Raw genomic sequence first — 15,597 nt, forward strand, 5'->3', positions numbered from 1 at the left:
TTTAATTCTATATAGTCATCTATTTTAGTAATTTGCCGTTGTATTGCCGATAAATAGTTGCCCAATATTAATATCATCTTCGTTGTAGAAGATTTCCTATTGGTCGTTGCCAAGATGGTTCCGCCGGTGTTTCCTGGCAAGCCGCTCCAACCAGGTTTGCAGCTCGCTGCTCAGACAGCCGGGCGGCATCACCCATTGCCAATTCCCCCCGGCTGTGCCCGGTGTGTTGATTCTAGCTTCGCTGTCGAGACCCAAAACATCCTGCAAGGGAACAATTACCCACGTCGCGTCACTCATATAGACGGTCTCAATCAGATCTTTACAAATCTGTGATAGCTTTGTACCGTTCATCCGAACACCGGCTGAGTCAAATTCGGATTTGACCCAGCCTAGCAAGGTATCGTTGTCATGTGTTCCCGTATAATATACACAAGGGCTTTTGCGCTTTTCCCGCTCAAGTGGTTCCTCGCGGGTAAATTGCAGCACTTGCATCCCCGGAAACTGGAATATATGCATCAGATTTTCTACTTCCGGCGTGATCACGCCAAGGTCCTCAGCGATAATCGGCAACTGGGTAAACTCCTGTTCCAGTGCGGAAAACAACCGCTTGCCCGGGCCTTTGAGCCACCTGCCGCTTACCGCGGTTTTATCGTTAGGCCCAACCTCCCAGAAAGATTCAAAGGCACGGAAATGATCGAGGCGGATGGTGTCATAGTTTTTTATAGCGCGCCGGAACCGCTCCTTCCACCAGGAATAATCATCTCCACGCAAGGCGCACCAATCATAAAGCGGATTACCCCAGAGTTGTCCGGTACTGCTGAAGCAATCCGGCGGCACGCCAGCCTGAGCCAACTGGGCGCCGTCTCTGTCCATTTTGAAATAATGGCGAAAAGCCCAGGTATCACAGCTATCCGCGGCGACATAAATCGGCATATCCCCAATAATGCGGATACCGATCCGGTTTGCGTAGCTCTTTAATTTTTGCCACTGACGATGGAAAACATACTGCAGAAACCGTTGATACCCAATTTCCACTGCCAGCGCCTGCCCGGCTTCGGTCAAGGCCTTTTTCTCCCTGGCAGCCAGGGCACGTTCCCACTTTTGCCAGGGCAAGCCTTTATGCTTCTTTTTCAACGCTTTGTATAAGCAATAGTCTTCAAGCCAGAACTTCTCGGACTCCACAAACTCATTGTAGTCCTGCTTCTCCTGCAGCCGGCTGAAATTCTCAAAGGCTTTTCTGAGCAGGTCTTCTTTAGAGGCCATGGAAGCAGTCACATGAACAAGCTCTGCCTCTGCTAACAGGCCGAGGTCCTTCAGCTGTTCCAGGCTAATCAACAGTGGATAACCGGCAAAAGCTGATTCACTTAAATAGGGCGATCCATGATTATCTACAGGATTCAGTGGAAGTACCTGCCAGAGGGATTGACCGGCCTGCGCCAAGAAATCCACAAAGGCATAAGCCTCCTGCCCCAAATCCCCGATGCCCCATTTAGAGGGTAAACAGCCCGGGTGCAATAGGATGCCCGCCGACCGGACCAGGGTTTGGTTTGACAGGGTGTTTCGGGCAGCCTGTTTACAGTAAATTACGACAGCCTCTAGTGCCGGAATCTCCATGCTCATGGTTGTTGCCGGCATACCTGCCGGCTGGGACAATAACCTGCCGGTCAGGAGTTCTAAAACAATCCCCGGCACAGGCTCCCCTGGCGCCAGTCCCAGGACCTTTTCATTCAGCGCAACCGTTTTGTTGCTGGTGCGATGCCGGTTCACTATTACCGTTATTGACTCGTTCCCCAGCGTGCGTACGAAGCCATACAAGTCCGGTTCCAGAACAAGGGTTTGCAGGCCGCCTTCACTCAGGACAGAATATTCACGGCGCAGACAGGAGAGCCTTTTATACCATCCCAGCAGTTCTTCATCCTCGCGCCCCCATGGGAATGTCCCCCGGTTATAAGGGTCAGAATAGCCTTCCAAGCCTGCTTCATCTCCATAGTAAATGCACGGGACCCCCGGAAAGGTGAACTGGATTAAAGACAGCAGCTTAAGTCTAGCAACCGCCAGGCGCCTTTGTTCCTCCGGCAGCCGGTACTTTTCTCTGGCTTTTTCCGCCAGGTGTTCTTCAGCCGGCGCCTCACCCAGCAGGGTAAGTATTCTTGCGGTGTCATGGCTGCCAATAATATTGAGTGCCGAGTAAAAATTATGCCGGGGGTAATTTTCATAAAGCTGCAGCAGATGGCGTTGCACAGCCTCGGAATCAACTTTGCCCAGCAAAAATTCAAGTAAAATTTTACGAAACGGATAATTGGTGACTGCATCCAACGCCCCGCCGTAGAAATACTCCCGCTGCTGATCGTAGCTAATCTTATTGGAAGCGTCCTCCCAGACTTCACCAATCAGTACGGCGTCATCGTCCACGGCATGCATGACGTCACGCAGTTCACGAATAAACTGATCCGGTAATTCATCGGCCACATCCAGGCGCCAGCCTTTGACGCCCTGCCGCATCCAGTAGCGAACAACGCTATGCTCCCCGCCAAAAATAAAATCACGATAAGAGGGCGTCATTTCTCTGACCTCTGGCAAAACATCATTGCCCCACCAGCAGGCATAGCGATCCGGGTATTCATCAAACTGGTACCAGTCATAGTACGGCGAATCCTTGGACTGGTAAGCGCCCAGACCGGAATAATGGCCGTAGCGATTAAAATACCGGCTGTCACTGCCGGTGTGACTGAACACGCCGTCCAGAATAATTCTGATGCCTCGCCGCTTTGCCTCGGTGATCAGCTTTTGAAAATCTTCTTGCGTCCCGATGAGCGGATCAATTTTATAGTAATCCGCCGTGTCATAACGGTGATTGCTGGCGGCTTCAAAGATGGGGTTGAAATAAATCACGCTGACGCCCAATTCTTCGAGATAGTCCAGTTTAGAGATAACGCCCTGCAGATTCCCGCCGAAAAAATTCCACCGCTCAACTTTGCCGTCGCTGTCTTTCAGATAGCAAGGAGTGTCTTCCCAACACAGATGCATGAGCGCACCCGGCTTAGCTTCTGTGTGTAATTTCCCGACCCCCGAACGGCAAAAACGATCTATGAAAATTTGATAGACTATACCTTGTTTAAACCACTTAGGCACCTCATATTTGGGCTGAAATACCGTAATCTGATAACCTGGAGAATAATCCCCCGTCCACAGCCGGCCGGCACCCCCAGACAGGTCCGCATTATTTCCGTACTGATAGGTATTTAATCCATCTGTAATCACAAAGTCATACCAGATTAGACCCGGTGTTTGAGGCGCCAGGTAAACCGTTTCAAAAAAAACCTGGCCGGGGTTGGCCGATAACGTTAAATTAACATTCATTGGAAACTTTTTCTGGGTCGCCTGCTCCCAGACCCGAAGCAAACACCTGCAGCCGGAAATATTATTGACCTGTCCCTCCCGCAGGGACTCGCTGCCTCCCTCCCCCGCGCTGATGGACAGCCTTAGCTTGATGGCCTGCCCGCAGGGAACAGCGCCAAAGGGGCTTCGGTATTCCGCCAAATGGGAATTATGATAAAAACATAGGCCCTGAGGATTATCGAAAGCCATTGTCATTAACTCCTAACTTAGCTGCTCCAGAAGAGTCGCGTACAGAGCGGTATATTGTTTGGCCGAACGTTCCCAGCTGAAATCACTGTGCATCGCGTTATTAACCAGTGTCTCCCAGCGGTCGTTTTGTTCATGAAAAACCCCCACCGCCCTTTGAATGGTATCCAGCAGCTCATGTGCGTTGTAGTTGGCAAAACTAAAACCGTTGCCCGTGCCGGTGAACTGGTTGTAAGGGATAACGCTGTCTTTCAGCCCGCCTGTTTCCCGCGCAATGGGAATGGCACCGTAGCGCATCGCAATCATCTGAGTAAGACCGCAAGGCTCAAAGCGTGAAGGCATTAGCACCATGTCTGCCGCCGCATAGATTTTATGCGCCATGACCTCATCATAATAATCCATGAAGGCAATTTTATCTGGATTAAGGCGGGTGTAATATTGAAAACTATTTTCATATTGCGCTTCCCCGTCGCCCAATATGACCAGTTGGACATCCATTTCCATAATCTGTGGCATAACATGCAGGAGCAAGTCGAACCCTTTTTGCGGCACCAGACGGGAGATCACCCCGAATAGCGGCGCCTCCGGCCTTACCGGGAGGCCCAGGTCTTCCTGCAGCCCGAGCTTATTATTTAACTTTTGGGCGTAAGACCCGTACTGGGCGTAGATATAGGAATCCTTTCGGGGATTGTATTTCCCGTAATCAATCCCGTTTAAAATGCCGGTCAGGAGGTCTTTTTTACCAGCTAAGACGCTTTCCATCTGCTCGCCATAGTAAGGGTACAGAATTTCACCAGCATAGGTCGGGCTGACTGTGGTGATCCGATCGGCATAAAGAATGCCCGCTTTTAAAAAATTGATTACATCTTTAAAAGAAAACCGTTGGTAACACATGCCCCCCTCCGGTAAGCCAAGCACATCAAAATATACCTGCCAGGGGTAAATACCCTGATACTTTAGATTATGAATAGTGAGGAGCGTGCGCATATTGAAAAACAGCGGATCCGAAAAATAAAATTCTTTTAACATAACCGGGATCAGCGCGGTATGCCAGTCATTGCAGTGAATAATATCCGGCTTGTAATCGCTGAACCGGCAGATGCTTTCCAATACTGCCCGGCAAAAAAAACTAAACCTTTCCGCGTCGTCGTATTCCCCATAGACATGAGACCGCTTGAAATAATATTCGTTGTCGATTAAATAATAGTGCACATCCTGATAAACCAGCTCCTGCAGCCCGCAATACTGCCGGCGCCAGCCCAACGGGACCTCGAAACTAGTCAGGAATGCCGCCTTTTCCGTTAACTCCGGAGTGATTTGACTGTACTTAGGGATGATCACCCTGACCTCTATCCCACTTTTATTAAGCGCGAGAGGAAAAGAACCCCCCACCTCCCCTAAGCCGCCTGTTTTGATAAAAGGATCTGCTTCCGAAATCACATAGAGGATTCTCATCCACCATCACTTCCTTTAAATCACAGCTCTTTTATTGATTACAACCGGGGTATTCCCCTGCCCTTTAAGAATGGTCCCCTCATGGATGACTACATAGTTGTCCAGGATCACATTTTCCAAAATTACATTTTTGTCGATATTACATCTCCTCATAATAATGCTGTTTTTGATGTGGGTATCTCCGGCAACCTGGACGTTACGGGAGACAATGCAGTTTTCCAGAGCCCCCTGAATATTGCAGCCGCTGGCGACCAGTGAATTCCTAATCAAAGCGCTGTCTGAGTAATGAGTCGGCGGGTTATCTCTGCTTTTGGTATGCACCCGGTTGACGCCCCAAAACAACTCATTGCGCACATCATAATTGAGCAAATCCATATTGCTCTTAAAAAAATCGTTTATAGATTCAATCCTTGCAAAATAACCTTTAAAAGGAAATCCGAAAATGCTCAGCATTCTCTTATTCTCAAAGATAGCTTCCAGCAGGTCGGCATCCTCAACCGCTTCATAGCCTTGGATGACTTCCATGAGCAGCGTCCTGTTGATCACAACCATATCAATAAAGAACGGGAGTTCCATATATGCCCCGGCTGTTTCCTCACCGGTCATTAAACCGCCAACCTGACCCTCCGGTGACATTTTCAGAATGGTGCCCTTTAACGTCTGCCATTCTTCTTTTTTAATTGCTTTATAAATTAAGGTCACATCGGCATGATTCTGTTCATGAAAAGCAATGGCTTCATTGAAATCAATATTAAATATTTGATTACAACCGCAAAGGAGCACATATTCTGAAAGATCATTTTCCAGGTATTCGAAGTTTTTCGCGATGTCTTTCAATAGAAATACTTTATCCCACACGGCAAGCCCCCAGTTAACCCCCGGCAGAATGAACAGCCCGCCCGATTTGCGATCGAGCTGCCATTCTTTGCCTGAACCCAGCTCATCCAATATAGGCCGGTAGTTGGAGGGGGTAATAATTCCAACCGTGCGCAGGCCTGAATTAACCATACTCGACAGGGCAAAGTCTAAAAGCCTGTATCTGCCGCCAAAAGGAACGGCGGCAAGCGGCCGTTGTCTATCTATACCTTGCAGATAATCGGAACGGCGGTTGCCGGAAATAATGCCGATAGTTCTGCTCATGCTAACCCGTCCTCTCTCAACTTGTTGTCTGTAACCAGTGCTAGATATTCTCCCCGGCTCTTATTAAAGCGCCGTCATGTATGGTGAGATTATCCTCGACGCAGGTGATTAGTGACTTGGTATGATCGTCACCTGTACTTAGCCCCAGGGAACAATTTGCCTTGATCTCAACGTTTTCACCGATAATCGCTTTTCGGATCCGCGATTTATTGCCGATCCTGGTATTGCACAGGATAATGGAATCCTCCACACACACACCTTCACCGATATATACACCGGGCGCAAGAATGGAATTCATGACTTCACCCAGCACCGTACAGCCGTTGCAGATTAAGCTATTGCTAATTCTGGCGTCCGGACCGACGTAGTGGGGGGGTAGGATTTCTTCATTGGAAAAGATTTTAAAACCTGGGCTGAAGATATTCAGCGGTGGCTCAGGCAGCAGCAATTCCATGCTCGCCTGGTAATAGCTCTGCACAGTGCCAACATCCACCCAGTAATCTTTAAACCTGTAAACGAATAATTTCTTGCCCTGTTCCAAAAGCAACGGCAATACATTTTTCCCGAAGTCATTAGCTGAAACCGGGTTTTCCTGATCTTCGAGCAAGGCTTTTTTTAAGACCGGCCAGGTAAACACATAAACGCCCATGGAAGCCAGATTGCTGTCAGGCTGCGCCGGTTTTTCAGTAAACCGGATGATCCTGTCCGCGGCATCCGGCGTGATAATGCCAAAACGAGACGCTTCCTCCCAGGCCACCTCAATGGCAGAGACGGTAACATCAGCGCCTGTGTTTTTGTGCTGCCTGATTAACAGCTCATAATTCATCTTGTAGATGTGATCGCCGGAAATAATAAGCACATATTTGGGATTATAGAAATTGATAAAATCTATATTATGGTAAATCGCATCGGCCGTTCCCTTGTACCAGCTGCCGCCGCCTTCACCCACAAACGGCGGCAAGATATGCACGCCGCCGCCAAATTTGTCATCCAGGTCCCAGGCCCCCCCGCTCCCGATATAGGAATGGAGCGCATAGGGCTTATACTGCGTGAGGACGCCTACCGTATCAATGTTGGAATTGGCGCAGTTACTTAAACTAAAGTCAATAACTCTGTACTTGCCCCCAAAGGAAAGCGCAGGTTTGGCAACTCTTCTTGTCAGGTATCCCAACCTGCTGCCTTGACCGCCCGCCAAAAGCATGGCTATGCATTCTCTCTGACGCATTATTGACCCCTCCTTTGCTTGCTTTGTACGCTCCTGCCGCCTGCTAGTACTGTAGGCCCAACTTAAACCTGCCAGATCGCCCCGGCGTATTCCCTGATTGCTCTGTCGCTGGAGAAGATGCCTGATTGGGCAATGTTGGCGAGAGCCTTTTTATGCCATATTTGCTCGTCCAGATAGATCCCGGTTATCTGCGCGGCAGTCTCGACATAAGAGTTGAAATCCTTTAGGATAAAAAACTCATCGTTATGCGTCAGCAAGGAATCATAAAGGACTCTGAATTCATTGCCGCAATCCTTGAAAAAGTTATTGATTAACTGGTCAACCACTCTTTTCAGTCTTGGATTGGCCTGGTACTCCTCCCAGGAGTTATAGGCGCCGCGGTTCTGATAATCAATCACTTGTTCTGCCTTGAGGCCGAATATGAAAATGTTTTCTTTTCCAACCGCGTCCCTGATTTCCACGGTAGCGCCATCCAGCGTGCCGAGCGTGATCGCGCCGTTCATCATAAATTTCATATTCCCCGTACCGGAAGCCTCCTTGCTGGCGGTGGATATTTGTTCACTAATATCGGCTACAGGGTAAATTTTTTCAGCTAAGGTCACATTGAAATTCTCCAGAAAAACGACTTTAATGAGCTGATTCACCTCTGGATCGTTGTTAATCTTTTGCGCCAGGGTATTAATGAGCTTGATCACCGTTTTGGCATAGTAGTAACCGGGAGCCGCCTTTCCCGCAAACACAAAGGTCTGGGGAAACATGGCGAGCCGCGGCTGTTCCTTCAGGCGATTGTACAGATCCATAATTTTTAGGACATTTAATAACTGGCGTTTATAGGCGTGGAACCTTTTCACCTGAATATCAAAAATAGAAGACGGGTCGAGTTCCAAACCGAATTTCGCCTTGACAGCCCCGGCAAAATTAATTTTATTTTGTTTCTTAGCTTTGCTTAAGTAATGTAAAAAAACAGCGTCATTCTGCAGTTCAAGCAATTTATGCAATTCTCCCGGGTCTTCAATCCATTTGGGACCGATTGCCTCGGTAATAAATCCGGCTAAGGACGGATTGGCATGCAATAAAAAGCGCCTGTGGCTGACTCCGTTCGTTTTGTTGTTGAATTTATCCGGATAAATAACATTAAACCCCTGAAAAACCTGGCTCTTAACGATTTCAGTGTGCAGTTTGGCCACCCCGTTCACGGAATGACAGCCGATCACAGCCAGGTTCGCCATATGCACATACCCGTCCCGCAATATGATGGTGTTATCCTTTAGTTTCTGTTCGCCCGGGTATTTGGACACGAGCATCTCCTCAAACCTGCGGTTGATTTCTTCAATTATCAGATAGATCCGCGGCAGGGTGCATTTCATTAAATCAATAGGCCACTTCTCCAGGGCTTCAGGCAAGAGGGTATGATTCGTATAGGACAGGGTATTAACTGTAATGTTCCAGGCGTCGTCCCAGGCCAAACCTTCCTCGTCCATTAAAAGCCGCATGAGTTCCGGAACGCACATAGCCGGGTGAGTATCATTGATATGCACCGATACTTTCTGACTAAAGCATTCGATCGGTCCCCCTTGCTTCTTGTAGCGTCTGACGATAGCGCCCAGCCCGGCCGCCACAAAAAAGTATTCTTGTTTAAGCCGCAGCTCCTGCCCGGCCAGAGTGGTGTCCTGGGGATATAGAATATAGGAAATAGCCTCTATTTCCGATTTATTGCTGAGAGCTTTGGCAAACTCCCCCTGGTTAAAGGAAGCTAAATCAAACTCCTCGTTCACTGCTTCCGCGCCCCAAAGCCGGAGCGTATTGACGTTTGGACTGTTGCCGTAAGCAACGATTGGGATATCATACGGCACCGCCAGGACAGGCTCATAATTTTCATGATGAAAAATCATACGGTCGCGGTCATACTCGACTCTGAGGTGTCCCTTGAACTTAACGATAACCGCTTTGTCAGGTTTGCGAATCTCCCAGGGATACCCGTTTTTAAGCCAATGATCAGGCACCTCCACCTGAAAGCCCTGCTCAATCTTCTGTTCAAACAAACCGTATTTATAGCGGATCCCATTACCATGACCAGGGATCTGCAAATATGCCATCGAATCAAGAAAACAGGCCGCCAGTCGTCCCAAGCCGCCATTGCCCAGCCCGGCATCTCTCTCCTCATCAATCAGGTCCTGCAGGTTAATGCCCAGCTCCCCCAGCCCTTCTGTCACAATTTCCGTAAGCCCCAGATTCATCAGGTAATAGGCGAGGAGTTTGCCAATCAGAAACTCCATTGAGAAATAATAAACCTGCTTACGTTCGTATTTATACTGTTTATTAGTCCTCGCCCAACCAACATTGAGTCTATCCTTCAATAGATACACCAGGGTCTTATAGAAATCCCAGGCGGTGCCTTCCTCCATGCCTTTACCGATAACTGCTGAAAATTTTTGGATATATGCTTCTCTAAATTCACCTGCGTTTACAAATAACAATGTTGCGCCTCCTTATGGCCGGTAAACTGATATACTACTCAACCAGTTAGTGATATCGTATCGGCTTTTCCAACTTCCGTAAGTTTTAAAATTAAGCCTCCCAAGGGGGGCATCTGTAACACTACAGAATAATTGCAGTTATGCCAGGGAACTTCCTCTGCCGGCAAGGTTTCTTGCTCCATGAAACCCGAACCCCCATATTTTGCGGCATCCGTATTAAGAACGACTGTATAAATGCCTGGCTCAGGCACCCCGATGCGAAATACCGGATAGGCTTGCGTTAAAAGATTTATAGCAACCACAACAAACTCGTTAGATCCGGCTGTCCTTCTCTGAAACACGAAGACGGACTGGGCACTGTTATCGGCGTCTATCCACTCAAACCCTTGCCAGCAGTGATCTTCTTCCCAGAGACTTTTCTCCCTGAGATAGAGTTTGTTCACCTCCATAACATAGTCAGAGAACATTTTATGCATATCGTAATCTTTTAAAAACCAATCCAGCTGGGCATCTTGTTTCCACTCGATAAACTGAGCGAATTCCCCGCCCATAAACAAAAGCTTCTTGCCTGGATGGCAAATAAGATATAAATAGAGCGTCCGCAGTCCGGCAAATTTCTGCCAGTAGTCGCCCGGCATCCTATCAACTAGAGATTTCTTTCCATGCACCACCTCATCATGTGAAAATGGCAGGATGAAGTCTTCGGAAAAAGAATAAAGCAAGGAAAAAGTCAAGAGGTTGTGATTGTACCGGCGTTGCTCGAAGCCGAGGCTAAAATATTTCAAAGTATCATTCATCCAGCCCATATTCCATTTATAGCTGAAGCCCAAACCCCCATCGTAGGGAGGTCTGGTTACAAACGGCCAGGTTGACGCCTCCTCGGCAACCATGATGGCGTCCGGAAAATACTTGTATACCTGTTCATTGAGCTTACGAAGGAATTTAACCGCCGCCAAATTCTCGCGTCCACCGTATTCATTGGGAAGCCAGTCACCATTCTCCGTGCCGAAGTCCAAATAAAGCATACTGGAGACTCCATCCACTCTCAGACCGTCGATATGGTATATATCAAACCAAAATAGCGCATTGGAAATCAAAAAGCTCCAAATCTCTGTTTTTTTAAAATTAAAACGGTAAGTACCCCATTGGGCATGACTCCCTGCCTCATATAAGGGAGTGCCGTCAAATTGACCTAAACCGTGAGCATCCCGGCAAAAGTGGCCCGGCACCCAGTCCAAGATAACGCCGATTCCTGCCTGATGGCTACAATCAATCAGATACATTAAATCATGTGGATTGCCGTAACGGCTTGTAGCTGCAAAAAAACCGGTAACCTGGTATCCCCATGATCCGTCAAAAGGGTGTTCAGCAACAGGCAATAGTTCCAGATGAGTAAACCCCTTCTCTTTAACGTAAGGGATCAAACGGTCTGCGATTTCCCGGTAGTTTAGAAAGTCATTATTCTCCCGCTTTTGCCAGGTACCCAGATGCACTTCGTATATAAGCATCGGTTCTTTTTTGTGCTGTTTATGCCGGCGGGAAACAAGCCAGGCCTCATCCTGCCAGATATATCCTACCAAGGGGAAAATTCTGGATGCGGTATGCGGCCTGAGTTCGGCGTAGACAGCAAAGGGATCCGCTTTATAAATTATTTGACCCTCTTTGGTTTCAATACAATACTTATAGCGTTCGCCACTTTTTAAACTCTTGATAAAATTGACCCAAATTCCACTGTCCAGGTAATTTTCCATCGGATGGGCTGCTGTCCGCCAGGCATTGAAATCCCCCACCACAGACACCTTGCGGGCATTGGGCGCCCAAACGGCAAAACTCACTCCTTCTATATCTAGTGAACTCACCGGCTGAGCTCCAAAATGCAAGTAGCTCTGAAACAGCTCTCCTTGGTTGAATAAGTATATATCCCGTTGCGTAATGGTTTTCAATCTGTTAACTTTCATTATAGAATCCTTTATATGGATTTGCCAATATTTGTTTTTTAACTAATCATTTTAAACAATCCCTGATAATAATCTAATCTTGATCCGCCTGCTTAATCAAGATAAATTTTCAAAATTAACTTTATTATACCGTTTATTGAGTTGTTAGATCGTCAAATATAAAAAAGTTGTGTCTATGATAAATAACCCGCATCCCTTGAATATCCGGGTATGCGGGTTTCATGGAGGATTTCCACCAGAACCTTCATGCTCTCTTTTCTTCCTTTTGACTAAATCACCCTGCTTTTATTGATAAACAAAGGATGTCCTTGTTTCCCTTTAATTACGTTTCTAGGGTGAATTATGGCATACTTATCAACAACAACGTTTTCTAATACAACTCCTCTACCGATCACACAATGCTCAATTAGGATAGAGTTAGTAATGCTTGAGCCGGCTTCGACCTTAACGCCATGAAAAATAATGCTTCCTGATACACTTCCCTGAATGTTACAATCACTTGCTATCAAAGAATAACTAATCATACTATATGGGCGTACTTTGTCGGCGGATTGTCTTCGATTCCGGTAAGAACAGTCAATCCCTCCAAGCCATTTAAATGATAATTACAGAAGATAATTCCGATTGCTTTGCTCATACCTGCTCTTCTCCATTTCTTTAGCCTACGTTGCAACAAAAATATAGAATTTCTTTTTCTTAAGCCAAAGCTTGAAAGTCTTCCGTAATAATCCCGCTACGTTCAACAACCGTAATTTCTGCTTGTCTCGTATTTACTCCTTTTTTTATGCTGCTAATGAAGCTAAAGGCAGAAATACTAGTATGTTCTCCAATGATCGCCTTATAAACCCTAGAGTCGTTCATTATCTTAGAGTTCGGGAGCAAGATGGAATCTTCCACCCTACATCTTTCGCCCACATATACCCCCGATGCAACGATTGAATTTTTGATTTCTCCTAGAATTTTGCAACCGTTGCCGATCAGACAATTGTTAACCCGGGCCTTTGGGCCAATATAGTGCGGTGGCAATATCTCATCGTTGGAAAAAATTCTAATATCAGATTCAAAGATATCAAAACTCGGTTTTTCTTTCAGTAATTCCATATTAGCATCATAGTAACTTTCAATGGTTCCGACATCTTTCCAATAGCCTTGGAAGCCGTATGCAAACAGCCTTTTCTCTTTATTTAGCAGCATTGGGAGAACATTTTGCCCAAAATCATTGTTCGAATCGGGATTCTCCTCATCTTCAATCAGGGCTCTTTTCAACACCGGCCAGTTAAATATATAGATTCCCATCGAAGCCAGATTGGAATCGGACTCTTTAGGTTTCTCCGTAAACTTGAAGATTCGACCCTGTTTATCCGCCGTGACAATTCCAAAGCGCGAGACCTCTTCGCTGGGCACCTCCAAAACCGAGACGGTTACATCGGCATTTTGCTCTTTGTGATAAGTCAGCATGGCTTCATAGTTCATTTTATAAACATGATCTCCGGAGATGATCAGAACATATTCCGGATTATAAAAATTAATAAAGTCAATATTCTGGTAGATTGCATTGGCAGTTCCTTTATACCAACTTCCACCGGATTCTCTCACAAACGGAGGAAGGATATGCACCCCGCCGTGCGAATTATTATCTAAGTCCCAGGCTAAACCGGTACCAATATAGGAATTGAGCAGGAAATGCTTGTATTGGGTCAAGACTCCAACCGTATCAATATTGGAATTGACACAATTACTTAAGCTAAAGTCGATGATTCGGTATTTTGCTCCAAATGATAAGGCTGGTTTGGGAATATTACGGGTTAAACACCCCAAGCGACTTCCCTGTCCGCCGGCTAATAACATGGCAATAACTTCTTTTTTGTACATACGACTTTACTCCTCCTTTCAAATCCATTTTTTCTTGTTGCTTATAATACGGACTTAGATGCAAAAAACATACTGGTGGAAAAACCAATGTGTCTTTAAATAATTCTTTGACGAATTGATCAATGCTAGTATGTTATCGGTTTTTTCTCTTTATGAAACAGTTATTTAGCATACCTTCTTTTAACCTTGTCTTAGTATCCATCGGCCTTAGCATTAACCTAAAATTAACGTGCATAGAGTCAGCGCGACCCTTTTGTCTAAATTATTTTTAAAGGTACTAACCTAACCTTTTCCAACAAGGCCTTTTTAAATTTTTCTAACTTTTGCAACTAGTCCAAATATTTTATATTATTTATAACATGATTGGCTTTTTGTGTCAATACTATGATTCAAAGAGAAAGAATGTAAATTCTCTTTTAACTTAGAGTGTATTTAACTAAATCGTCAAAACTGCCGAAGTTTATCTGATAACAACATCTTTGCCTTTATCCATCATTAATTTCTCCAGGATCGCTTTCAGTTCATCAGGCAACGGCGCTTCAAATTCCAGGTGTGACCCGGTGCGCGGATGCTTAAAGCCAAGCACCGCGGCGTGGAGAAATTGCCCGTCCAGGCCGAAATGAGGCCGGGCGGGACCGTACTTGGGGTCACCCACAACCGGATGGCCGATATAAGCCAGGTGCACCCTGATCTGGTGGGTACGCCCGGTTTCCAGCTTGAGCCTGAGATAGGTATAGCCGGCAAAGCGGTCAAGCACACGATAACGCGTAACCGCCTGTTTTGAGTTCCTGTCAAGCACGGCCATCTTCTGCCTGTTCCTGGGGTCGCGCCCGATTGGGGCATCAATCATACCAGACTCCTCGTTGATCCGCCCATGTGCCAACGCCAGATACCGGCGTTTGACCAGCCTGTCCTTTAATTGCCCGGCCAGATTGTTATGCGCGGCGTCATTTTTTGCAGCCATAATTAGTCCGGAGGTGTCTTTATCAAGCCGGTGCACGATGCCGGGCCGCATCACGCCGTTAATCCCCGATAAATCACGGCAGTGATAAAGAAGAGCGTTTACCAGCGTGCCTGTGTAATTGCCCGCGGCCGGGTGCACCACCATCCCGCGCGGCTTGTTTACCACGATGATGTCGCTGTCCTCGTAATATATGTCCAGTGGTATGGGTTCCGGGTTTACCTCCAGGTCATCCGGAGGGGGAATATTCAATGATACCAGGTCGCCTGTCTTCACCTTGCAACTCGCCCGCGCCGCTATTTCACCGTTGACCATGACCATGCCGTCCGTTATCAACTTTTGGGTAAAAGAACGGCTTAACTCTGCCGCGGCACCGGCCAGGAAAACATCCAGGCGCTTGCCGTCACCCGACATGTCCACCTCGAAGCAACTAAATCCCGGCATCAAATTCCTCTTTCCTTTTTTGGTCTCTGATCGTTGCCATTGAGCAAATCCCAAACCAGGAGGCAGGCTCCCGTGACAATAGCCATATCTGCCAGATTAAAGACCGGCCACATACGAAAGTCCAGGAAATCCACCACGAAACCATACCTCAAACGGTCCACCAGGTTACCCAACGCGCCTCCTACAATTAATCCCAAACCATAACGCAATAAGTACCGCTCCATGGGCAGCTTTTTATACCCGAATAACACTCCCGCCGTCAGGATGACCGTAACCGCAACAAATAATGATGTCTGGTAGGCCAGCAATCCAAACGCGGCCCCCGGATTAAGTATGTAGGTAAGATTAAAAACATGCGGTACTAACGTGATCGACTCCCCATGGTACATCAACATCTGTACCATGGCTTTAGAAACCTGGTCCAGTAAAAGAGTCAAAATTATAACAACAAAAAACATAAACATCACCATACATATAATA

The 15,597-nt window shown here is 46.8% G+C and carries 10 protein-coding genes; all 10 read right to left on the reverse strand.

Translation table 11 applies throughout. The annotated features are described in order from the left end of the window. Nucleotides 1–96: 96 nt before the first annotated feature. Entirely contained in the window at nt 97–3,588 is a 3,492-nt protein-coding gene (gene malQ, locus L7E55_RS10400; RefSeq protein ID WP_277444134.1) for a 4-alpha-glucanotransferase, read from the reverse strand. A gap of 12 nt (nt 3,589–3,600) precedes the next feature. Then, nucleotides 3,601–5,040 (reverse strand): glycogen synthase GlgA, encoded by a 1,440-nt coding sequence (glgA, locus tag L7E55_RS10405; RefSeq protein ID WP_277444135.1) that lies wholly within the window; start codon nt 5,038–5,040, stop codon nt 3,601–3,603. A 15-nt stretch (nt 5,041–5,055) separates the two neighbouring features. Then, entirely contained in the window at nt 5,056–6,180 is a 1,125-nt protein-coding gene (gene glgD / locus L7E55_RS10410) for a glucose-1-phosphate adenylyltransferase subunit GlgD (RefSeq protein ID WP_277444138.1), read from the reverse strand. A gap of 40 nt (nt 6,181–6,220) precedes the next feature. Continuing rightward, nucleotides 6,221–7,405 (reverse strand): glucose-1-phosphate adenylyltransferase, encoded by a 1,185-nt coding sequence (locus L7E55_RS10415; protein WP_277444140.1) that lies wholly within the window; start codon nt 7,403–7,405, stop codon nt 6,221–6,223. A gap of 62 nt (nt 7,406–7,467) precedes the next feature. Next, entirely contained in the window at nt 7,468–9,882 is a 2,415-nt protein-coding gene (locus L7E55_RS10420) for a glycogen/starch/alpha-glucan phosphorylase (protein ID WP_277444142.1), read from the reverse strand. A gap of 38 nt (nt 9,883–9,920) precedes the next feature. After that, complete coding sequence (gene glgB / locus L7E55_RS10425) at nt 9,921–11,840, reverse strand: 1,4-alpha-glucan branching protein GlgB (RefSeq protein WP_277444143.1); 1,920 nt, start codon at nt 11,838–11,840, stop codon at nt 9,921–9,923. Nucleotides 11,841–12,109: 269 nt separating this feature from the next. Beyond that, a complete protein-coding gene (locus L7E55_RS17870; RefSeq protein ID WP_476748269.1) occupies nt 12,110–12,364 on the reverse strand; it encodes a GlgC family sugar phosphate nucleotidyltransferase in 255 nt (84 codons plus the stop codon). A gap of 172 nt (nt 12,365–12,536) precedes the next feature. Continuing rightward, nucleotides 12,537–13,712, reverse strand: a complete 1,176-nt coding sequence (locus L7E55_RS10430; protein WP_277444144.1) for a glucose-1-phosphate adenylyltransferase — start codon at nt 13,710–13,712, stop codon at nt 12,537–12,539. Between the two features lie 460 nt (nt 13,713–14,172). Further along, the gene (locus L7E55_RS10435) at nt 14,173–15,117 is read right to left on the reverse strand and encodes an RluA family pseudouridine synthase (protein WP_277444146.1); all 945 of its coding nucleotides are present in this window, start codon (nt 15,115–15,117) and stop codon (nt 14,173–14,175) included. Continuing rightward, nucleotides 15,117–15,575 carry a signal peptidase II gene (gene lspA / locus L7E55_RS10440; RefSeq protein WP_338091210.1) on the reverse strand — a complete coding sequence of 153 codons (459 nt, stop codon included), beginning with the start codon at nt 15,573–15,575 and terminating at the stop codon, nt 15,117–15,119. The genes L7E55_RS10435 and lspA overlap by 1 nt, the downstream gene beginning before the upstream one ends. Nucleotides 15,576–15,597: the final 22 nt, after the last annotated feature.

The sequence above is a fragment of the Pelotomaculum isophthalicicum JI genome (assembly GCF_029478095.1).
Classification (GTDB): domain Bacteria; phylum Bacillota; class Desulfotomaculia; order Desulfotomaculales; family Pelotomaculaceae; genus Pelotomaculum_D; species Pelotomaculum_D isophthalicicum.

What these genes read in the sequence shown, in the direction of transcription:
- malQ (WP_277444134.1), bottom strand. Translation starts at nt 3,588, where the DNA reads ATGGCTTTCGATAATCCTCAGGGCCTATGTTTTTATCATAATTCCCAT.
- glgA (WP_277444135.1), bottom strand. Translation starts at nt 5,040, where the DNA reads ATGAGAATCCTCTATGTGATTTCGGAAGCAGATCCTTTTATCAAAACA.
- glgD (WP_277444138.1), bottom strand. Translation starts at nt 6,180, where the DNA reads ATGAGCAGAACTATCGGCATTATTTCCGGCAACCGCCGTTCCGATTAT.
- L7E55_RS10415 (WP_277444140.1), bottom strand. Translation starts at nt 7,405, where the DNA reads ATGCGTCAGAGAGAATGCATAGCCATGCTTTTGGCGGGCGGTCAAGGC.
- glgB (WP_277444143.1), bottom strand. Translation starts at nt 11,840, where the DNA reads ATGAAAGTTAACAGATTGAAAACCATTACGCAACGGGATATATACTTA.
- L7E55_RS17870 (WP_476748269.1), bottom strand. Translation starts at nt 12,364, where the DNA reads ATGATTAGTTATTCTTTGATAGCAAGTGATTGTAACATTCAGGGAAGT.
- L7E55_RS10430 (WP_277444144.1), bottom strand. Translation starts at nt 13,712, where the DNA reads ATGTACAAAAAAGAAGTTATTGCCATGTTATTAGCCGGCGGACAGGGA.
- L7E55_RS10435 (WP_277444146.1), bottom strand. Translation starts at nt 15,117, where the DNA reads ATGCCGGGATTTAGTTGCTTCGAGGTGGACATGTCGGGTGACGGCAAG.
- lspA (WP_338091210.1), bottom strand. Translation starts at nt 15,575, where the DNA reads ATGTTTTTTGTTGTTATAATTTTGACTCTTTTACTGGACCAGGTTTCT.